Source organism: Mesorhizobium sp. W050 (assembly GCF_054719535.1).
Genome location: NZ_JBTTIH010000001.1, coordinates 5,879,344 through 5,898,727 on the forward strand (window position 1 = coordinate 5,879,344; position 19,384 = coordinate 5,898,727).

Annotated in this window: 16 protein-coding genes; 8 read left to right on the plus strand and 8 right to left on the minus strand. The window is 63.0% G+C overall.

The genetic code is table 11. The features are described 5' to 3' along the window. Positions 1–46: 46 nt before the first annotated feature. Positions 47–1,612 carry a phytoene desaturase family protein gene (locus tag ACYG9Y_RS28485; RefSeq protein WP_023737413.1) on the minus strand — a complete coding sequence of 522 codons (1,566 nt, stop codon included), beginning with the start codon at positions 1,610–1,612 and terminating at the stop codon, positions 47–49. Continuing rightward, the gene (locus ACYG9Y_RS28490; protein ID WP_023737414.1) at positions 1,599–3,218 is read right to left on the minus strand and encodes a phytoene desaturase family protein; all 1,620 of its coding nucleotides are present in this window, start codon (positions 3,216–3,218) and stop codon (positions 1,599–1,601) included. Before ACYG9Y_RS28490 ends, ACYG9Y_RS28485 begins: the two co-directional genes overlap by 14 nt. 201 nt (positions 3,219–3,419) lie before the next feature. On the opposite strand from ACYG9Y_RS28490, the gene ACYG9Y_RS28495 reads away from it, so the two are divergent. From ACYG9Y_RS28495 to ACYG9Y_RS28515, 5 genes are all read left to right on the plus strand, one after another. Beyond that, the gene (locus ACYG9Y_RS28495; protein ID WP_023737415.1) at positions 3,420–4,220 is read left to right on the plus strand and encodes a class I SAM-dependent methyltransferase; all 801 of its coding nucleotides are present in this window, start codon (positions 3,420–3,422) and stop codon (positions 4,218–4,220) included. Positions 4,221–4,247: 27 nt separating this feature from the next. Continuing rightward, entirely contained in the window at positions 4,248–4,928 is a 681-nt protein-coding gene (gene betI / locus ACYG9Y_RS28500) for a transcriptional regulator BetI (protein ID WP_460222749.1), read from the plus strand. A 58-nt stretch (positions 4,929–4,986) separates the two neighbouring features. Next, positions 4,987–6,069, plus strand: a complete 1,083-nt coding sequence (locus ACYG9Y_RS28505) for an ABC transporter substrate-binding protein (RefSeq protein ID WP_023737416.1) — start codon at positions 4,987–4,989, stop codon at positions 6,067–6,069. 115 nt (positions 6,070–6,184) lie between these two features. Further along, positions 6,185–7,261 carry an extracellular solute-binding protein gene (locus ACYG9Y_RS28510; protein WP_023670074.1) on the plus strand — a complete coding sequence of 359 codons (1,077 nt, stop codon included), beginning with the start codon at positions 6,185–6,187 and terminating at the stop codon, positions 7,259–7,261. Next, complete coding sequence (locus tag ACYG9Y_RS28515) at positions 7,258–8,547, plus strand: flavin monoamine oxidase family protein (protein ID WP_023737417.1); 1,290 nt, start codon at positions 7,258–7,260, stop codon at positions 8,545–8,547. Before ACYG9Y_RS28510 ends, ACYG9Y_RS28515 begins: the two co-directional genes overlap by 4 nt. Positions 8,548–8,597: 50 nt before the next feature. Here the strand turns inward: ACYG9Y_RS28515 and ACYG9Y_RS28520 are convergent, their stop codons facing one another. The 3 genes from ACYG9Y_RS28520 to ACYG9Y_RS28530 form a co-directional block, all read right to left on the minus strand. Next, the gene (locus tag ACYG9Y_RS28520) at positions 8,598–9,671 is read right to left on the minus strand and encodes an ABC transporter ATP-binding protein (RefSeq protein WP_023696411.1); all 1,074 of its coding nucleotides are present in this window, start codon (positions 9,669–9,671) and stop codon (positions 8,598–8,600) included. Between the two features lie 91 nt (positions 9,672–9,762). Next, entirely contained in the window at positions 9,763–10,587 is an 825-nt protein-coding gene (locus ACYG9Y_RS28525) for an ABC transporter permease (RefSeq protein ID WP_023690125.1), read from the minus strand. Further along, positions 10,584–11,501, minus strand: coding sequence for an ABC transporter permease (locus ACYG9Y_RS28530; RefSeq protein ID WP_023737418.1), 918 nt, complete (start codon positions 11,499–11,501; stop codon positions 10,584–10,586). The genes ACYG9Y_RS28525 and ACYG9Y_RS28530 overlap by 4 nt, the downstream gene beginning before the upstream one ends. Positions 11,502–11,793: 292 nt before the next feature. On the opposite strand from ACYG9Y_RS28530, the gene ACYG9Y_RS28535 reads away from it, so the two are divergent. Further along, entirely contained in the window at positions 11,794–13,206 is a 1,413-nt protein-coding gene (locus tag ACYG9Y_RS28535; RefSeq protein ID WP_023670068.1) for an aminotransferase, read from the plus strand. Positions 13,207–13,221: 15 nt separating this feature from the next. Here the strand turns inward: ACYG9Y_RS28535 and ACYG9Y_RS28540 are convergent, their stop codons facing one another. Then, positions 13,222–14,424, minus strand: coding sequence for an aromatic ring-hydroxylating oxygenase subunit alpha (locus ACYG9Y_RS28540; protein ID WP_023737419.1), 1,203 nt, complete (start codon positions 14,422–14,424; stop codon positions 13,222–13,224). A 503-nt stretch (positions 14,425–14,927) separates the two neighbouring features. Between ACYG9Y_RS28540 and ACYG9Y_RS28545 the strand changes: the two genes are divergently transcribed. Continuing rightward, positions 14,928–15,308: a hypothetical protein gene (locus tag ACYG9Y_RS28545; RefSeq protein ID WP_023737420.1), complete on the plus strand. Its 381-nt coding sequence runs from the start codon at positions 14,928–14,930 to the stop codon at positions 15,306–15,308. Between the two features lie 234 nt (positions 15,309–15,542). Here the strand turns inward: ACYG9Y_RS28545 and ACYG9Y_RS28550 are convergent, their stop codons facing one another. Then, positions 15,543–17,633 carry a hybrid sensor histidine kinase/response regulator gene (locus ACYG9Y_RS28550; protein WP_023737421.1) on the minus strand — a complete coding sequence of 697 codons (2,091 nt, stop codon included), beginning with the start codon at positions 17,631–17,633 and terminating at the stop codon, positions 15,543–15,545. A gap of 222 nt (positions 17,634–17,855) precedes the next feature. Next, positions 17,856–18,632 (minus strand): response regulator, encoded by a 777-nt coding sequence (locus ACYG9Y_RS28555; protein ID WP_198018604.1) that lies wholly within the window; start codon positions 18,630–18,632, stop codon positions 17,856–17,858. A 46-nt stretch (positions 18,633–18,678) separates the two neighbouring features. On the opposite strand from ACYG9Y_RS28555, the gene ACYG9Y_RS28560 reads away from it, so the two are divergent. After that, complete coding sequence (locus ACYG9Y_RS28560; protein ID WP_023737423.1) at positions 18,679–19,383, plus strand: response regulator transcription factor; 705 nt, start codon at positions 18,679–18,681, stop codon at positions 19,381–19,383. Position 19,384 lies beyond the last annotated feature (1 nt).

The following is a 19,384-nucleotide window of genomic DNA, read 5'->3' on the forward strand; positions in this document are numbered from 1 at the left end:
CATTCCTTCGCCGTAGAGTGCGGCGTTGACTGGCTGAAACATCCGATCATCCCTTCATCGCTATGATGCGCCGCGCCGCATTAAAACCGGGAGCACCCGAAACGCCGCCGCCTGGATGCGAACCGGCGCCGGCCAGGAACAGCCCCTCGATCGGCGTGTCGTAGCCCGACCAGCCGGAGACGGGCCGCGACATCAGCATCTGGTCGGCCTGCAATTCGCCGTGGTGCCAGTGGCCGCCCGGCATGCGGTAGTTGGCTTCGATATCGGCTGGCGTCAAAAGCTCGGCATGCAGCACGGACTTGCCAATACCGGGGGCATACGCTTCGAGCTGCGCCATAACAGCCTTGAGGAATTTCGGCTTGCCGGCATCCCAACCCTCTTTCAGCGCATAAGGCGCGTATTGCACGATCGCCGATAGCACGCAGGCGCCACTTGGCGCGAGCGACGGGTCGGAGAGCGAGGGCAGTGTGATCTCCATCACCGGTTCGGCTGAGAACTCGCCATATTTTGACGGGTTGAAGGCGCGCTCGACATGGTCGGGCGAGGGCGCGATGACCAGACGGCCCTTGTGATTATCGGCGTCGACGCCGGAAAATTGCGGTGGCCGATCGAGCGCCAGATGGAGCTTCGCCGCGTCGCCCCTCATGCGGATGTTCTTTACCTTGCGCATGAAACCCGTGTCGATCTCGCGCGGGCCGACGAGATCGAGCATTGTGGTCGCCGGGTTGATGGCGGAGACGATCGTTCTGGCGTGCAGCACCTCGCCGCCGTCGAGGGTCACGCCGAGGGCGCGGCCTTTCTCGACGACTATCCTGGCCGCGGGCGCTGCCGTGCGGACGGTGACGCCGGCTTTGTCCGCCGCCGCGCGGATCGCGGCGACGACTGCACCCATGCCACCTTTCGGCAGCGTCTGCGCGCCGGTTTTGCCGCCGGTCTCGCCGGCCAGCCGATAGTAGAGGCCGAGCAGGGAGGTCGGCGAACGCGGGCCGAGGTGGCTACCAAGCGTGGCGTCGAAGGCAAGCAGGCCCTTCAGCCTGATATCGGCAAGCTGCTCATCGAGCAGGTCGGCGACGTTCATCAGGAGCACCCGCAGGAAATCGCGCATGTCTTCCTTGCCGAGCTTTTTCAGCGCCACGGCCGTCTGGCCGAGCGCTGCGGTTTCACGCAGCGACATGCCACCGAGATCGGGCGGGCGCCGCGACAGGAACGGTTTCAGGATGCCGGCATAGCGCAGAAGTTGCGCGCGCAATTCCTCCCAGGCCGCCTGCTCGGATGGATTAGAGCCGGTCAGCACCTCGCCATAGGCGCCATGCAGGACAAGCGCTGGGCCGTCCTTCGACAAGGCAACCGACGGCATGAAGTCTGCGCGGGTGACCTGCAGCCCGTATTTCTCCAACTCCAGTGTCTTCACCACGTCGGGATGCAGGTGGTTCAGCACATGGGCGATCGACGAGACGCGAAAACCCGGCGCAAACTCTTCGGTGCGCGCGGCGCCGCCGACATCGCCAGCGGCTTCCAGCACCAGCACCTTGCGGCCGGCCTTGGCCAGCGTGGCGGCAGCGACAAGGCCGTTGTGGCCACCGCCAATGATAATGGCATCAAATGACGTCATGGGCCGGGCTCATATGGGAGGTCGATTTGGCGAGGTCGCGCAGGATCTCGGCTGCCGCATTGCGGCCGGGTGCGCCCATGACGCCGCCGCCGGGATGTGTCGAGGAGCCGCACATATAGAGCCCGCCGACCGGCGAGCGGTATTGTGCGTAGCCCGGCACCGGCCGGTTGAACAGCAGCTGGTCGAAGGTCAGCTCGCCCTGGAAAATATTGCCTTCGGTCAGCCCAACCTCGGCCTCGATCTCGCGTGGCGTGCGCACCTCCATATGGACGATGCGGTCGCGGAAGCCTGGCGAGTATTCCGCGATCTGCGCAACCACGCTTTCAGCGAAACCGTCGCGGTCGGCATCGGTCCAGTCCTGGCCATTCACCTTGGGCGGCGCGTACTGCACGAAGCAGCTCATAAAATGCTTGCCCGGCGGCGCCATGGTCGGGTCGAGCGTCGTTGGGATGACCATGTCGAGGAATGGGTCGGCCGACCAGCGACCGGCCTTCCAGTCGTCATAGGCGCGCTCCATGCGCTCCATGGAATCGGTGAAATGCATGTCGCCGCGATAAACGGGTGAATCCTTCGGCAGTGCCGGGAATTCCGGCAGAGAATCCATCGCGATGTTGACCTTGCCGGAGGAGCCGCGGATCTTGAAGTTCCTGACCCGCCGCAGGAAAATGTCGGGCAGTTCCTTCTCCTCGACCAGTTTCAGGAATGTGCGTTTGACGTCGGCGTTGGAGACGACGAGCTTGCCGTAAATCTCCTCGCCGCCAGCCAGCACCACGCCCTTGGCCTTGCCTCGGCTCACCAGCACATGGTCGACCTCGGCGCCGGTACGGATGGTGCCGCCGGACGCCTTGAAGGAACCGGCGAGCGCCTTGGCGACGGCGCCCATGCCGCCGCGCGCATAGCCCCAGGCGCCGACCGAGCCGTCGACCTCACCCATATAATGGTGCAGCAGCACGTAGGCTGTGCCGGGCGACATCGGCCCGAGCGCGGTACCGATGATGCCGGACAAAGCGAAGTTCGCCTTGATGACATCGGTCTCAAAATATTCGTCGAGGAATTCCGAGATCGACATGGTCCAGAAGCGCAGCGTCAGCGCCATTTCTTCTGATGACAGGCCGGCGAATTTCTTGCCGAGATAGAGAAGCTCTCCGAGGTCACGCGGCTTGAGACTGGTCGGGTCCGGTGCGGTGCGCATCAGCAGCGGCTGGATGAAGCGGCACTGCCGCGTCACGTCGCGCGAATAACGGTCATAGGCCTCGGCGTCGCGCCTGGAGAAGCGGGCAAATTCGCGCCGGTGCGCATCGTGGTCACGGTAGTTGGCGAGGTAGTCGCCATCGCGCGTGAACACGGCGCCGCCCTCATAGGAAATCACCTGCAAGCCGAAGCGCGGCAGTTCGAGGTCGCGCATGATTTCGGGGCGAAACAGCGAGCAGACATAGGAGCAGTTGGAGTAGAGGAAGCCCGGCGTTAGCTCGCGGCTGGTAGCGGCGCCGCCGACCCAGTCGTTCTTTTCCACCACCAGCACGTCGAGCCCGGCGCGTTGCAGATAGCTGGCGTTGACCAGGCCGTTGTGTCCGCCGCCGATGACGATCGCATCCCAAGCTTTCATTCGCGCCCAGCCTTCATGGTGCTCGACCCTTCATTTTCGCGTGATTTGTCGCCGAATGCGCGGAATTTGGCACGGCAGCGGCTATTCTGTCCAGCCATTCTGAATGAATGTTCAACAAATGATATTGCGTTTTCCTGTTAATACGCTACGCTTTGCCGGCATTCGAACCTGCGCAATTCGGCTGATGGGACTTAAGGTCTGATGATCGAAACGGCAGATGGCGAGCCGGAATATGACGCTGCCGCGATCCGCTTCCTCGAGGCGCTGTGGGGCGAGGGTTATCTGTCGCCGGGCGGACCCGACGAGGTCGACCGGGTGGTCGAAGGGCTGTCGCTCAGGGGCAAGACGATCCTCGACATCGGCTGCGGCTCCGGCGGCATCGCGCTGCATCTGGTGGAGCGCGACGGTGCCGCTCATGCCACCTGCTTCGATATTGAGCGGCCGGTGATCGAGGCAGCCAGAAAGCGTGCCGCTGTACGAGGGCTTTCAGACCGCGCCAGCTTCGTCCAGGCGCCGCCGGGGCCGCTGCCTTTTGCCGACGCTTCGTTCGATGTCGTCTTCTCCAAGGATGCGCTGGTGCACGTGCCCGACAAGGACGCGCTGTTTGCCGAAATCCTCCGCGTGCTGAAACCGGGCGGCGTCCTTGCCGCCTCCGACTGGCTGATCGGCCATGACGGCGAGCCGTCATCTGAGATGAAGGCCTATGTCGCGGCCGAAGGCCTGTCCTTCGCCATGGCCTCGCCGGCACGCTATGCGCAAGCGATGCGCAGCGCCGGCTTTGCCGATGTCGCCGTCAGAGACCGCAATTCTTGGTATCGCAAGGTCGCGCGGGGCGAGTTGGAAAGGCTGAAAGGCCCGCTCTACGAGACGGCGGCAGCCGCAGTCGGAGCGGCCTATCTCGACAAGAACATACGAACCTGGGAGGCCATGCAGAAGGTGCTTGACAGTGGCGAGCACCGTCCCACTCATCTTCGCGGGTGGAAGCCGGCTGTGGTGGGATAGCCGACAATGTGGAGCATGACGGCACCGATGAAAGCTGCAGCGCGCGAAGAGCGATCTTCCGACACGTCTGGAAAAACCGAACCGGAAAAACGCGGCCGCAAGGCGTCGAAGGAGGTCAGGCAACAGCAGCTGATCGAAGCGACCATCGATTCGCTGGCCAAGCGCGGTTATTCGGAAACGACGATGGCCGATGTCGCTGACGGCGCCGGCCTGTCGCGCGGCATCGTCAACTTCCATTTCGAGAGCAAGGAGAAGCTGCTCGTCGCCACGCTGGCCTATATGGCCGACGAATATGCGGCGCATTGGCGCGTCGCGCTGACCAAGGCCGGCGAGGATCCAGCCCGGCAGCTGCGGGCGCTGGTCGCCGCCGATTTCGACCGTTCGATCTGCAACAAGCGCAAGCTCGCGGCGTGGTGCGCGTTCTGGGGCGAGGCCAAGTCGCGGCCGACCTACCAGGCGCTGTGCGGCGCGCGCGACGCGGCCTACCAGAAGATCTTCATCGACCTCTGTGCCACGCTCAAGCAGGGCGGTGGTTATGCCTATGAGCCGCAGGTCATGGCGCTCGCGCTCAGCGCCATGCTGGAGGGCTTGTGGCTGCGGCTGATGATGGGCACCGAGGACGTCACCCGTGAGAGCGTGCTGCAGGCGGCAAACGAATTCCTGTCAGCCGCCTTTCCGAAACACTATCCGCCGGACAGCGGACGTTGACAACAACCGGCGGATCCAAGCCGGAGCGAACAATCAGAAACAAAGAGGATGGAACAGCATGAAAAGAACAACCCGACGCCTGACACTGACATTGGCGCTGACGGCGACGCTGGCGGCTTCGGCCGCCGCGCTTGCGGTCGCCGCCGACAAGGACCTGATCGTGTTCGACTGGTCCGGCTATGAGGACCCGAGCTTCCACCCCAGATATGTCGAGAAGAACGGCGACTCGCCGACCTTCGCCTTCTTCGGCGACGAGGACGAAGCCTTCGAGAAAGTGCGCTCCGGCTTCAAGGCCGATCTTGGTCATCCCTGCTCGCAGAGCGTGACAAAGAGGCGCGAGGCGGGGCTGCTGCAGCCGCTCGACACCTCGAAGATCACCGGCTGGAAGGATCTCAATCCCGGTATCATGGCGATGAAGGATCTGGCCACCACGTCGGACGGCAAGGCCTGGTTCATGCCGTGGGACTGGGGCAACACCCAGCTCACCTACAACTCCGACAAGATCGACGCGAAGGATGTGCAGTCGCTGAAGGCCTTCGCCGATCCCAAGTTCAAGGGGCGGGTCTCGATCGGCGACAATGTCGACGACGCCTATGCGCTGGCCAGCCTTGCCATCGGGCTCAAGGACTGGACCAAGATGACGGACGACCAGTTCAAGCAGGCGTCCGATTTCCTGCGCCAAGTGCACAAGAATGTGCGCTCCTACTGGACCGACACCACGGACGTCGTCCAGCTGCTGAGCGGCGGCGAGGTCGATCTCGCCTGGGCATGGAACGATGCCACGGTACAGTCCGTCGCTGCCGGTGTGCCGATCAAGTCCAAGAAGGATACGGACGAAGGCATCTCGACCTGGGTCTGCGGCTACGTGCTGTTCAAGGACGCACCCGGCAATGTCGACAAGGCCTATGACTACCTCAACGCAATCAACGATCCCGAGACCGCCAAGGTGCTGGTCAAGGACTGGGGTTATGGCCAGGCCAACGCCAAGGGCATGGCCGGCGTCGACCCGGCGATCCTGAAAGAAAAGGGCTATGACGACGTGCAGAAATTCGTCGACAAGACACTGTTCCAATCGCCCGTGCCGTCGTCGCTCAAGCTCAAGATGATCGCCGAATTCGAGAAGATCAAGGCAGGCTACTAAAGCTCTGTCCGGCCTCCTCCGTTGCCTGTCGGTGCGCCGGGCAGACGGTCTCGCCAAGGCCGCTGAAATTCCGTAACGTCGCCCGGCCGCTTTTCGCGATGAGGAGTTTCGCGCCATGAATTCCATGCTTCGCCGCCTCGCCCTTGCCGCTGCTCTTACAGTCGGCGCCGGCGCCGTGCTTGCTTATGCCGAAGGCGGCGGCGACCTCGTCGTGTTCGACTGGTCAGGCTATGAAGATCCGTTGCTGCACCCCGACTACACCGCCAAATACGGCGCCGAGCCGACCTTTGCTTTCTTCGGCGACGAGGAGGAAGCGTTCCAGAAGATGCGCGCCGGCTTCAAGGCCGACATCGCCCACCCCTGCTCACAAAGCGTGACCAAGTGGCGCGCGGCCGGCATTCTGCAACCGCTCGACACCTCCCGGATCGCCGGCTGGAAGGATCTCAATCCCGGCATCATGGCGATGAAGGATCTCGCCGTCACCGCCGACGGCAAGGCCTGGTTCATGCCGTTCGACTGGGGCAACACTTCGCTGCTCTACCGCACCGACAAGGTCACGGCGGAGGAAGCGCAGTCGCTGAAGATTTTCGCCGATCCCAAATTCAAGGGCCGCGTCACCATCGGCGACAATGTCGATGACGCCTATGCGCTGGCCAGCCTGGTCATCGGCCTCAAGGACTGGACCAAGATGACCGACGCGCAGTTCCAGGAGGCGTCCGCCTTCCTGCGTGACGTCCACAAGAACATCCGCTTTTACTGGACCGACGACACCGACCTCAACCAGGCCTTTACCGGCAATGAGGTCGACCTCGTCTGGGGCTGGAATGAGACCTTCGTGACGCTCAAGGGCCAAGGCATGCCGATCGCCATGAACCGCGACACCAGGGAAGGCATATCCACCTGGGTGTGCGGCTATGTGCTGATGAAGGATGCGCCGGGCAAGCTCGATCAGGCCTATGATTTCCTCAGTGCGGTCAACGCGCATGCCGTGTCCGATTACTTGGTCAAGACCTTCGGCTACGGCCACGGCAACAGCGCCGGGATGGCCGCGATCGACCATCAGGTGCTGAGCGACCGTGGCTTCGACAATCTCGACAAGTTCTTGGACAAGACGCTGTTCCAGCAGCCGGTGCCGCCTGAGCTCAAGCAGCGCATGGTCACGGAATTCGAGAAGATCAAGGCCGGCTATTGAGCGACAGGACTGAAAGAACCGATGTCGTCATCGTCGGCGCCGGTTTCACCGGCCTGTCGGCTGCGCTTGAGCTGAGAAAGGCCGGCATCGATGTCGTGCTGCTCGAAGCACGCGACCGCATCGGCGGCAGGGTCGAGGCTATTCGCAACGGGCTTGGCGAGCGCATCGACAGCGGCGGACAGTTTTTCTGCGAAGACATGCCGGAGGTCACGGCGCTGGCGGCGTCCCGTGGCAAGGCCTTCGTCGAAACCTATGTGAATGGCGATTTCATCACCCATCCATCGCTGTCGGTCGAACAGGCCGAACGGACCTATCATGGCGCGATGGCAATCCGCGAGCGGATGAATGCGATCGAGCCGGACGATCCCTCGATCGCCGGCATGAGCGCTGCCGCCTGGCTCGAACGCCAGCCTGATCCCACTGACGCCAAGACGGCTTTCCGCTCGATGATCGAAGGCCTGTGGTGCCTGGCGATGGACAAGGTGCCGCTGTGGTACCTCATCGACAATGACCGCCGCATCACCAACGAGGTGCCCGAGCTGCAATATTCACTGCTTGAAACCATGCAGTCGCTGGCCGAGGACATGGCGGGAGATCTCGGCGACAGGGTTTGGCTGAACGAACCGGTTACGCGCATCGAGCACGGGCCGCAACGGGTTCGTGCCGTCTCGGCGAGCAGCTCCATCGAAGCGCGAAAAGTGCTGGTCGCGCTGCCGCCGGCGACGGCCGCGAAGCTGGATTTCGCGCCCGCTCTGCCGCCGGCTCTCGCAAAGGCGCTCGGCGTCTGGGAAAGCGGCGCGGTGATCAAGATCCTGGTGCGCTATCCCACGCCGTTCTGGCGCGAGCGCGACCTGTGCGGCATGGTGATGTGGCGCGACCTGCCGGGCCTGTTCGCCTGTGACGCCAGCAAGGACGCGCAACATGCCGCGCTGGTCGTCTTCGTCGGCGGACCACTGGCGTTGCGTTGGCGTCCGCTCGCGGACGCGGCGCTGCGTGGGGAGGTCACGGCAAGGCTCGTTGATGCCCTTGGCCCGGAGGCGGCCGACATTATCGATTTCAGCCAGCGCGACTGGATCGATGACCGCTGGAGCGGCGGCGCCTACAGCGACCTTATTGTCGATGTGACGGCACGGGATGCCGAGCGCACGATCCGTGCCGGCGCTGCCCCGGTTCATTTCGCCTCGTCGGAACTGTCGCCGTCATTCCCGGGCTATGTCGAAGGCGCCATCGTGATGGGGCGGATCGCAGCCAAACAGATCGCGACGGAACTTAAAATTCTTAGTTAGTGGAGCATGATCTTATTCCGAAAACCGGTTCCCACTTTTCGGGATCATGCTCAGTCCGCCATCGCCACCAGGGCCTCGGGATCGTAGCCGAGGCGGATCGAAGTGCCGACGGGGATATCGTCGGCGCCGAAGTCGTTGGTCTCGGTGACCGACAGTGGCTTTTCCAATCCGGGTATCTCGACGATCAGGTGGGTGATCTCGCCAAAATAGTGGCGTTCGACCACCTTGCCGGCCACTTCGAATTTCGCCGTCGCATTGTCCCACAGCACGCGCAATCGCTCCGGCCTGATGCCCAGAGTGGCGCCGCCGCCATTGCGCACGAAGGCCTTCGGCTTGTCGGTCCTGACCCGGCCGAAGCCCAGCGTGTCGACGACCAGCGAGGCGCTGCTCTCCTCGACGATCTGCGCTTTTACGAAATTCATGCCGCCGAGGAAATCGGCGACCTGGCGGTTGACCGGCCGCTGGTAGATTTCCTTGGGCGAGGCGACCTGGGCGATCTTGCCGCCGAACATTACGGCGATGCGGTCGGACATAGCGAGCGCCTCATACTGGTCATGGGTGACCAGCACGAAGGTGATGCCGACCGCCTGCTGCAGGCGGCGCAGTTCGACCTGCATCTGCTCGCGCAATTTCTTGTCGAGAGCCGACAGCGGCTCGTCGAGCAGCAGCACCTTGGGCCGCATCACCAAGGCGCGGGCGAGCGCCACGCGCTGGCGCTGGCCGCCGGAAAGCTCGGTGGCGAGGCGTTTGCCGAGGCCGGTGAGCGACACCTGCGCCAGCGCTTCCTCGACGCGGCGCTTTTCTTCCGTTCCGCCGAGCCTGAGCCGTTTCAGCCCATAGGCGACATTCTGCTCGACATTGAGATGCGGGAAGATGGCATAGCTCTGGAACACCATGTTGGTCGGCCGGCGGTTGGCCGGGATGCCTTCCATCGACTGGCCGCCGACCGAGATCGAACCGCTGGTCGGGTTGTCGAAACCGGCAATCATGCGCAGCAGCGTGGTCTTGCCGCAGCCGGAAGGGCCGAGCAGCGAAAAGAACTCGCCCTCCTTGATGGTCAGCGAGGCGTCGTCGAGCGCCTTGAACGCCCCATAGCTGCGGGTAACGCTGCGGATTTCGATCATTGCTCGGTCGGTTTGGGGTCGATCAGATTGGGCCCGCTCGGACTTATCTTGCTTGGATGGCTCATCCTGAGGCCGTTCGGCCCGGGACTGCTCAGGCATAGAGGCCTCCCTCGCTCTGGGTGCGTCTGGCCGCATGGCGGCGCAGGATCTCGGCAACGGTCATCAAAACGAAAGAGGCAACCAGCAGCAGCGTGCCCAGCGCCAACACACCCGGCAGCTTGGCGGCAAAGCGCAGCTGGCCCCAGATATAGATCGGCAGCGTCGTCTCGGTGCCGGTCAGGAAGAAAGCGATGACGAACTCGTCGAGCGAGATGGTGAAGCAGACCAGGAGGCTGGAAATGATCGCCGGCGCCACCATCGGCAGCGTCACCCGCCGGAAGGTGCCGAAGGCACTCTCGCCGAGATCGGCGGAGGCTTCTTCGAGGCTGCGGTCGAAGCCCTCGAAACCGGCGGTCAGCACCGTCATCGAATAGGGAATGCAGATCAGGACATGGCCGAGCACGACGGTGAACAGCGACAGGCTCAGGCCTAACTGCAGCATGACCAGCAGCATGGAGATGGCGAGGATGATTTCCGGCAGCACCAGCGGCGCCATGATCAGGCCATTGATTGTGCGGCGGCCGGGATAGCGGTAGCGGGTGATCGAGCGGGCGGCGAGGATGCCGAGCAGCGTCGACAGCACCGATGCCGAGATACCGACGATCAGGCTGTTCCAGGCGGCGTCAAGCAGCGCCGGCGTCTTCGGCAGGTCTTGGTACCATTTCAGCGTATAGCCGGTGAGAGGAAATTTTGGCGTCGGCGCGGTGTTGATCGAGAAGATCGGCAGGAAGATCACCGGCAGATAGAGAAAGACGACGTAGAGGAGGGCGTAGGCGGACAGCCAGCCGCCGGGGAAAAGGCGCCGCCTCGCCGTCATCGCGCCAGCCTCTGCAGCGCGCGGATGATGAGCACGGTGGCGCCCGCCATCAGCGTCACGACCAGCATGGTGGTCACGGACAGTGCCGCGCCGAGTGGCCAGTTGGAGGCCTTGTGAAACTGCGACTCGATGGCATTGGCGATCATCACGCCATCCTTGCCGCCGACCAGCCTTGGGGTGACGTAGTCGCCGACGGTGGGGATCATGACGATGAGAGCGGCCGAGATGACGCCCGGCGCCGACAGCGGCAGCGTCACGCGCAGGAAGGAGCGCAGCGGGCCGTCGCCAAGATCGGTGGCAGCCTCGACCAAGGTGCGGTCGACCTTCTCGAGCGAAACGAAGATCGGCAGGATGGCGAAGGCCGCCCAGGCGTGTGTGAGCGTGATGATGACGGCGCTGGAATTGTAGAGTAGCGCGGTCGATGGTTCGTCGATGATGCCGAGGCCCATCAGGCCGGAATTCAGCACGCCATTATAGCCGAGGATGACTTTCCATGACATCACGCGCAAGAGATAGCTGGTCCAGAACGGGATGGTAATCAGGAACAGCCACAGGCTCTTGTGGCGACCGCCATGGAACGAGATGAAATAGGCGATCGGATAGGCGAGGATGACGGTGAAAAAGCTCACCGTCAGCGAAATGTAGAGCGAGCGCCAGAGCAGATCGCGGTAGATCGGCTCGGTCAGCGCGATGCGATAATTCTCCAGCGTGAATGTATGGTCGATGGCGAGGTAGTTCTGCGTCCAGAAGGAGTGGGCGAAGACCACCAGGATCGGCACCAGCAGCAGGATCAAAGCGTAGACCAAGGTCGGGCTGATCAGGGCAAGGCCCTGGACGGATTCGGACTGCAGAAGGGCGTTTCGCCTTGCTCGCGTCATGCGTCGCGTGGGCACCCCTTCGGCAGCTACCGTCATTGCAGCGACCCGGGCGTGATCTCGGTTGCTGGCTCGAACTGTTCCGCCATGATGCTCCCATTGACCGGGCCGGCTGCCTGTTCCCAATTTTTGCGGAGCGCGCTTTGCTGGTTGCGCTCCAAGCTTGCCGGCTTTCTTTCATCATGAGCGCATCCGTGCATTGAAATCAAGCGCTATTTCTGTAATATTGATTGAACGGACATTCAAAATGAAGTGAAGAATGCCGGCTTTCCTGCCCTTGGCGCTTCGCTTTCTGTCCGGTGAAATTACGCTCAGACGATGCGAGGCAATGATGGCGGCTGCAAGAGACCTAAGAGCGATGGAAATGGCTGACGGTGGCGATGCGGTCGAGCTGGCCAAGCGCCATCTCATCCAGCCCTGGCCTTATGCCGGCTCGGTCGGCAATGAAGCGCGTGCGCTGATTGGCGAGGGCGATGGCATCTACATCACCGATGTAACAGGCAAGCGACTGATCGACGGGCCGGCCGGCATGTGGTGCATCAATGTCGGCCACCGCCGCGAGGAGCTGGCCAGGGTGATGTACGACCAGGCGATGATGCTGTCCTACAACACGCCCTGGTATACGATGAATGCGCCGTCGGCCGAGCTCGCCAAGCGCCTCGCCGATCATGCGCCGGGCGATCTCAGCCATACCTTCTTCACCACCGGCGGATCGTCGGCTGTCGAGACGGCACTGCGCTTCATGCAGTTTTACAACAATGTGCGCGGGCGGCCGGAAAAGAAGCTGATCCTCAGCCGCGGCGGCGCCTATCACGGCTCGACCTATCTGTCGGCTTCGCTCAACGGCCGGCCGCGCGACCGCGACTGGATGGACGGCGCCGACGATCTGGTCGTCAAACTGTCCTCGCCAGACCCGTTCCGGCGGCCGAAAGGCATTGACATCGCCGCCTTCTGCGATTTCCTGGTCGATCAGTTTCGCGATACGGTCGCCCGCGTCGGCGCAGAGAAGATCGGTGCTTTCGTCGGCGAACCGGTGCAGGCATCCGGCGGCGTCGTCGTGCCGCCGGATGGCTATCTCAAGCGCATTCGCGAAATCTGCAGGGACAACGATATCCTCTATATCTCCGATGAGGTGGTGACCGGCTTCGGGCGGCTCGGCCATGTCTTTGCCTCCGGCGATGGCTTCGGCATCGACCCCGACATGATCACCTTCGCCAAGGGCGTTACATCAGGCTATTTCCCGCTTGGCGGCGTCATCATCTCGGAGCGGCTGCTTCAGGAAATGCGCCGTTCCAACCATCCCGATGCGATGTTCGGCCATGGCCTGACCTATACCAGTCATCCCATCGGCTGCGCGGTGGCGCTGAAGAACCTCGATATCCTGGAAGACAGCGTGCTGGCCCACACGCGCGATGTCGCGCCCTATTTCCAGGCGCAGTTGAAGACGCTGGAGGAACTGCCGCTGGTTGGCGAAGTCCGCGGCATGGGCCTGATGGGCTGCGTCGAGTGCGTAGCCGACCGCGAAAGCAAGGATCCGCTGCAGCTCGACAAGGATGTCGGCAAGCGCATCGACGCGCATTGCCACGAACTCGGCCTCCTGGTCCGGCCGCTGATCAACATGTGCGTGATGTCGCCGCCGCTGATCATCACGCGAGAGCAGATCGACGACATGGTGGCGATCCTGCGCGAAGGCATTTCGCGGACCATGGATGATCTGCGCAAAGAGGGCGTGTGGCAGGGGTGACTGGCAGTTCCGCCCCTACACCTGCGAGCGCATAGCCTCATTGAGGTTCCACATGTCCTTCTCCTCCGGCGCCGTCTCCAGGCCCAGCACCGGGATCTGCTTGCGCAGATGGTCGTGGTGGGTGCGCACACCGTATTCGAGGTCGGAGAGATAAAAACCCTCGAAGGCCTCCGAGATCATGGACTCGTTTGACCAGACGGAAAGCTGCACGTCCTCGTTCATGGTATCGCGGTCGATGCGGTAGGCGAGATAGCGGGCGGCCGCCTGTTCCCGGGTCTCGTCGGGGTAGCGGTAGATGGCGCCGCGCAGCAGCGTCTCGCCGGTCGACAGCGGGAACTCCTGATAGAACTGCACCGATTCCGGCATGATCGACAGCGCGTTGTTGGGGAAGATGCCGTAATAGATCCAGGCCCTGCGCAGATGCTCCGGCAGGTGTGAGGCATCGGGCGTGAGCTTGATGTATTCGCGCACGCTCCAGCGCCGGCCGGCATGCGGATTGTAGGTGGCAAACGAGCGCGACACGCCGTTGATGAACGGCTCGTCGAAATAGGTCGAGCCGTAGAGATCCTGCAGCGCCGGATGCGCCATGGCGACGTGGTAGCCTTCATTGTCGACGTCGCGCACCGACTTCCAGTTGACCGGCGTTTTCTGTGTCGAGATGCCCCAGGACGGCACCATCTCGGCCACGTTGTAGTGTGCCATCTCGGCCTCGATCGGCTTCAACAGTTCGGCCACCGAAGGCTGCGGGCCGCCCTTGCGAAAGCGGACAAAGATGAAGCCCATCCATATCTCGAGGTCGAGCGGCATCAGGCCGAATTCGGTCTTGTCGAGCTCGGGGAAGGAGCGCGGCCGGGCGGCGCCGCGCAGCGTGCCGTCGAGATTGTAGACCCAGCCATGGAACGGGCAGACCAGCGCGTTCTTGCAGGTGCCCTGGCTGTCGGCGACGACGCGGCTGCCGCGATGCCGGCACATGTTGTTGAAGGCGCGCACGACGCCGTCCTTGCCGCGCACGATGAGCGCCCGCTCGCCGACCACGTCCATAGTCAGATAGTCGCCGGCATTCGGCACGTCGCAGACATGGCCGGCGATCTGCCAATGGTTGCGGAAGACGTATTCCTTCTCAAGTTCGAGAAGCGCGTCGGAGTGATAACTCCAGCCCGGCAGACCCCGCCGGTCCCAATCATTGGGGATCGCCACGTCACGGAGATGCGGGTTCATAAAAAAGCTCTTCTTTTATTGAATACTCATTCAATAAAACCATATTTTACATTGAAATGCAATGGCTTGTAGAAATCTCAACTTTTCAAGTCGGCACAACAGGACCAGCTGAAAGCCAGAAAATCCCGGAATATCCGGGCGTTAACCGGGGGCGTGAAATAGCCGTCCGGCATGCGGATTTGGCCGTGCCGAGCTTGCAAACACGGCCCGCTCCGAGACGAAAATACCTGGCGTCCGCAAATTCGATCCGCAGTGTGAGCTTGTTCATAGTGCGGCCGACAGGAAGCGGGCTTGGTGCGTTCGCGGCCCGCCTGTCGTCAACATTTGATTGCCCGCATGAAACAGCTTCGCAAACGCATCTTGCCGTCGGCACATGACCGGATCTGTCCGGATATGCCCGAATTTCTTGTTTCAAACCTGTTACGCGGGCAAGCCAAGCGCATCATTCGCCCGTTACCAGGCGCGCTTAGGTTCGTTTCATAAGAAAACGAAGGGGGGCAGCAATGCATACGAAAGTCGAGATCACTAGCAACGAACGACGCGCCAAACTGGCACTGCGTCAGCGCGCCAGCGACCATCCGGTTGCGATGTTCTCCATGTTGGGCGCCTGCGCTCTGGCCGTCATGTTCCTGACACCGGCTTCCGGTCCGGCTTTTGCTTCGCTCAACCCGCCGGCCAATGTTGTCCAGGGCGCGCCGACCACCATCAAGACCGCCCGGCTGCCGGAGCCGGAAATCGATTTTGCCTGCCAGGGTCACGCCTGGGGCGCCGAGAGCGCGGAGTGCCTGCGCGTCATCGCCGCCCAGTCCGGCGTGCACAAGGCGCGTTCCGTCCGCATGATCGCCAACGCAGCGCCGCTGACCACGACACCCAACGTTTTCTGAACCTCCCGAGCGCTTCCTCCCGCGCTCGTTCTTGGCTCCCGCCGCTTCCCTCGGTCGGGAGCCTCTTTTTTAGGGCCTATCGATATTCGGGTGAGGCCGGCCTGCGCATGGAGGTTCCCTGCGCTTTCGGTGCTCGCGTACTTCAAGTACGCTCCGCTCGGTTCTCGGGAACCACCATTCTCGACTCCGCCTGACCCGAATCTCGATAGACCCTACGTGGGTGCTTCGGAAAACTTAGCTGGCGGCGGCGACCTGGTCGGCTATTGCCGAGAGTACGCCGCGGACGTCCAGCGTCGAGAACGGCTTTTCCAGGATTTGCGGGCGCTGCGGCGCCGGCAAGGCTTCGATCTCGGCCTTGGCGCCGATCAGGTCGCCGGTTACCAACACGAAGCGTTTGGCCAGCGCCAGGTTGTCGGCGAGCAATTCGCGGTAGATGGCAATGCCGCTGGTGCCGGGCATGCGCAAGTCGGAAAAGACGATGTCTGGCGGCATGTGGCCGGTCAAGGTCGCCGCCGCCGACGTCCAGGCCGGCACGACCCGCGACTTGATACCCATCAGTTCCAGGATGTCGGAGAGGGAGCCGGCGACGTCGGGTTCGTCGTCGATGATCAGCGCATGGCGCAAGCCGCTGGAACGAGCCGGGCTGTCGCCGGCTGCTGCCGCGCCGCCGGTGATTACCGGCAGCTGGACGACGAAGCGCGCGCCACGCGGCAGCACCTCCTCGAACCAGATATTGCCGTTGTGGCGCTCGACGATTGATTTCGAGATCGACAGGCCGATGCCGGTGCCGACGCCGACCGGCTTGGTGGTGAAATAGGATTCGAAGATGCGGCTGCGGATCGCCTCGGGAATGCCCGGTCCGTTGTCCTCGACCGAAAACCCGGGGTTGCCGCGATCGCTGCGGAATGTCCGCACCTTGATCAGGCGGTCGCCGCCGATACCGGCCAGAGCGTGTTGGCTGTTGATCAGGAAATTGGCGGCCACCTGCGTGACGTGGTCGGCATCGGCCATCGCCAGCAGCGGGCCGGGCGCGAAATCGGTGTCGATGATGATGCCGCTCGAGCGTGCGCCATAGGCGGTCACTTCGAGTGCGGCGCGGATCACCTGGTTGAGATCGGTCTCGGCCTGCGCCGCCGGATGCAGGCGCACCATCGACAGGAAGCTTTTGACGATGCGGCCGCAGCGCTCGGCAGCGGCGCGCACTTTCTCGGCGCGAACCTTGGTCTGCGGGTCGGTGGCGAATTCATGCAGCAGCGTCGACTGCGCAACGACAACGGCGAGCGGGTTGTTGAGCTCGTGCGAAACACCGGCCAGCAGCGAACCCATCGCCGCCATCTTCTCGTTCTGGTGCAGTTTTTCGCGCTGGCGGTTGATCTCTTCTTCGGCGCGCAGCTTATCGCGCAGATCGCGGATCGAACCGAAGATGAGCTGACGGTCGGCCACCCGCATCTCGGTCGCCGTCAATTCGATGGGAAACACCTCGCCGGCCGCATTCTGTGTCACGGTCTCAAGCCGCTGGCCAACCATCGGCGCGCCGCGGCCCGACATGTATTCGGCGCCCGAGACATAGCCCTTGCGGTAATATTCCGGCACCACGGTATCGAGCAGGTCCTTGCCGAGGATGTCGCTGCGCTGATAGCCGAACATCTTTTCGGCGGCCGGATTGAATTCGATGATCGAGCCGGTCTCGTCGATGACGATGATGGCGTCGAGCGACGCCTGCAGCATGGTGCGGCGGATGACTTCGCTGGCATGGGCGTCGGACGGCGAGTGCTCGATGGCGTCGCCGATGGCGAGCGCGATGATGTGCATCGTCGCCTCTTCCTCTTCGGTCCATTCGCGCTCGTTTAGGCAGTCATTGACCGCGAACGTGCCCCACAGATGACCGTGCGCGAACACCGATACCGACAGGAACGACTTGATGTGCTGCTTTTCGAAATCGGCCCTGAGGAACCCGTCGAGATCGCGCGTATGGCCGGCGAAGATCTTGCCTTGCCGCTCGTCCTCTCCAATCCGCTCCAGCAGCGGATCGGTATCGACGATCGACTGCATGATCACCGTCGGCGAAGCCAGTTCGCCGCCGAAGCGAGGATCGATCCAGTAGGCGGCGACCGATTGGGCGAAGCCCTGGCCGGGCAATTCGCGCAGCCTGAACAGGATGCCGCGCTGGCAATTCATGGCGCTGCAGAGCGTTTCGAGGATGGTTTCCATCTCGCGCTGCCAGTCGCCGGCATCGCGCAACCGGCGGACGACGCGCACAGCCGCCATCGCGGCGCTCTGGCGAGCGCCTTGCGGGTCCATACGTGGTGCTGGTTCAGCGGTCATGTCAGCCATCAGTAAAGGGCCGTCGAATTAGGCAGCTATGGAGCATTTCACGAAAAAGGTGAAACGCTCCATGTTTCAATGCAATCCCGAACGGAAAATCGCTACGCACTGTTCCTGGAATTGCTAAAGCGCTTCACCGTTTCACTGAAACGGAGAAGCCTCTATCTCTTTGTTTTCACACAATTCCGGGCGGAAACCGCGTACACTTTTCCTGTAATTGCTCTAGTGCCCGTCACCGGTCGGCAGCGAGAAGATATAGCCTTCGCCGCGCACTGTGCGCAAAAATTTCGGATTGGCCGGATCGGTTTCGATCTTCTTGCGCAGCCGCATGATGCGAATGTCGACGGCGCGGGACGATTCAGGATCCTCAACAAAACCAATCGCCTCGGAGATCGCCGATCGCGTCAACAGCCGGTTGGCGCGGGTCAGGAAAACCTCCAGCACATCGAACTCGCTCTTGGCCATGTCGATGACGGCGCCGTTGGCGCCGGTGACAAGCCTGCCGTCGAGGTCGGCCTGGAACGGGCCGAAGGTCAGGCGGCGGCCGCCATCGGCTTGTGCCTTCGCCGCCTGGGGCGGGCTCGGCTGCGGAACGCGGCGCAGCACGCTGCGCACACGAGCCAGCACCTCACGCAACTCGTAGGGCTTGACGATGTAGTCGTCGGCGCCAAGCTCCAGCCCGACAATGCGGTCGAGTGCGGTGCCGGCGGCCGTGGCATAGATGATGCCGACCGGTATTTTCGAGCGCAGCCAGCGGCCGAGCGACAGTCCGTCCTCGCCCGGCATGGCGATGTCGAGAATGGCCAAATGAAACGATTCCGTCTCCAGCAAGGCGCGCGCCTCGGCCGCGCTTCCGGCCTGGGTCACATCGTAGCCGTTGGCGCCGAGATACTCGGCGACCGCGTCCCGGAGATCGGGCTCGTCCTCGACGATGACAATCCGTGCCCGCACTATGGCCTCGCTCCCGCTTTCAGCGGAAAGTAGATTGGGTATAAACATGATGTCCAGCACTCATATCCGGTTGCGGGGGAACGGGAAGAAAAACATGGCTGCACGATCCGTCATCGCGCTGGTTTCCGTCGCCGATGTGGTGGCCGGCGATCTTGCCGATCATCTCGACCGGCGCGGCCATGACGTGCGCGAGGCGCGGCAGCCCTGGGAAGCTGAATCCCTGCTTTCGGCCGGAGGCATCGATATCGTCATCGTCGGCGACAGCCTCAGCCAGGCGGAGGGGCGGGACCTGCTCAGGCGTTATGGCGGCGGCCAGAGCGCGGACGGGAAGGCGGGGCCGGATTTCATCCTGATCTGCCGGCCGGCCGATCTGGTCGACAAGGTGCTGGCGCTCGAGCTTGGCGCCGCAGATGTCGTCGAAAGTCCGCTCAATGTCAGGGAGCTTGCCGCGCGCATCGGCGGCCTGCTGACGCGGCGCGGCAGGTCCGCCCGGGAACTGATCGTGCTGGAAAATGCCACCGTCGATTTGCGGTCGGCCATCGTCATGCACCGTTCGGGTACGGAAGAACAGCTGTCGCCGGGCCAGGTGGCGCTGCTCAGGCTGTTTCTGGCCAGCCCGCGCAAGGTGCTGACGCGCGACGACATCATTGCGGCGGCGCCCGCCGAAAATGCCGATGCCTTCGACCGCTCGATCGATTCGCGCATCGTGCGGCTGCGCCGCAAGCTCGACACCGAAACCATCACAACTATACGCGGCGCAGGCTACCGGTTCGACCCGCCGACGCAGCGCGCCGACTGAG

Excerpts from the sequence above, each read along its gene's own strand:
- ACYG9Y_RS28485 (WP_023737413.1), bottom strand. The coding sequence starts at position 1,612 with ATGACGTCATTTGATGCCATTATCATTGGCGGTGGCCACAACGGCCTT.
- ACYG9Y_RS28490 (WP_023737414.1), bottom strand. The coding sequence starts at position 3,218 with ATGAAAGCTTGGGATGCGATCGTCATCGGCGGCGGACACAACGGCCTG.
- ACYG9Y_RS28495 (WP_023737415.1), top strand. The coding sequence starts at position 3,420 with ATGATCGAAACGGCAGATGGCGAGCCGGAATATGACGCTGCCGCGATC.
- betI (WP_460222749.1), top strand. The coding sequence starts at position 4,248 with ATGAAAGCTGCAGCGCGCGAAGAGCGATCTTCCGACACGTCTGGAAAA.
- ACYG9Y_RS28505 (WP_023737416.1), top strand. The coding sequence starts at position 4,987 with ATGAAAAGAACAACCCGACGCCTGACACTGACATTGGCGCTGACGGCG.
- ACYG9Y_RS28510 (WP_023670074.1), top strand. The coding sequence starts at position 6,185 with ATGAATTCCATGCTTCGCCGCCTCGCCCTTGCCGCTGCTCTTACAGTC.
- ACYG9Y_RS28520 (WP_023696411.1), bottom strand. The coding sequence starts at position 9,671 with ATGATCGAAATCCGCAGCGTTACCCGCAGCTATGGGGCGTTCAAGGCG.
- ACYG9Y_RS28525 (WP_023690125.1), bottom strand. The coding sequence starts at position 10,587 with ATGACGGCGAGGCGGCGCCTTTTCCCCGGCGGCTGGCTGTCCGCCTAC.
- ACYG9Y_RS28530 (WP_023737418.1), bottom strand. The coding sequence starts at position 11,501 with ATGACGGTAGCTGCCGAAGGGGTGCCCACGCGACGCATGACGCGAGCA.
- ACYG9Y_RS28535 (WP_023670068.1), top strand. The coding sequence starts at position 11,794 with ATGGCGGCTGCAAGAGACCTAAGAGCGATGGAAATGGCTGACGGTGGC.
- ACYG9Y_RS28540 (WP_023737419.1), bottom strand. The coding sequence starts at position 14,424 with ATGAACCCGCATCTCCGTGACGTGGCGATCCCCAATGATTGGGACCGG.
- ACYG9Y_RS28545 (WP_023737420.1), top strand. The coding sequence starts at position 14,928 with ATGCATACGAAAGTCGAGATCACTAGCAACGAACGACGCGCCAAACTG.
- ACYG9Y_RS28550 (WP_023737421.1), bottom strand. The coding sequence starts at position 17,633 with ATGACCGCTGAACCAGCACCACGTATGGACCCGCAAGGCGCTCGCCAG.
- ACYG9Y_RS28555 (WP_198018604.1), bottom strand. The coding sequence starts at position 18,632 with ATGTTTATACCCAATCTACTTTCCGCTGAAAGCGGGAGCGAGGCCATA.
- ACYG9Y_RS28560 (WP_023737423.1), top strand. The coding sequence starts at position 18,679 with ATGGCTGCACGATCCGTCATCGCGCTGGTTTCCGTCGCCGATGTGGTG.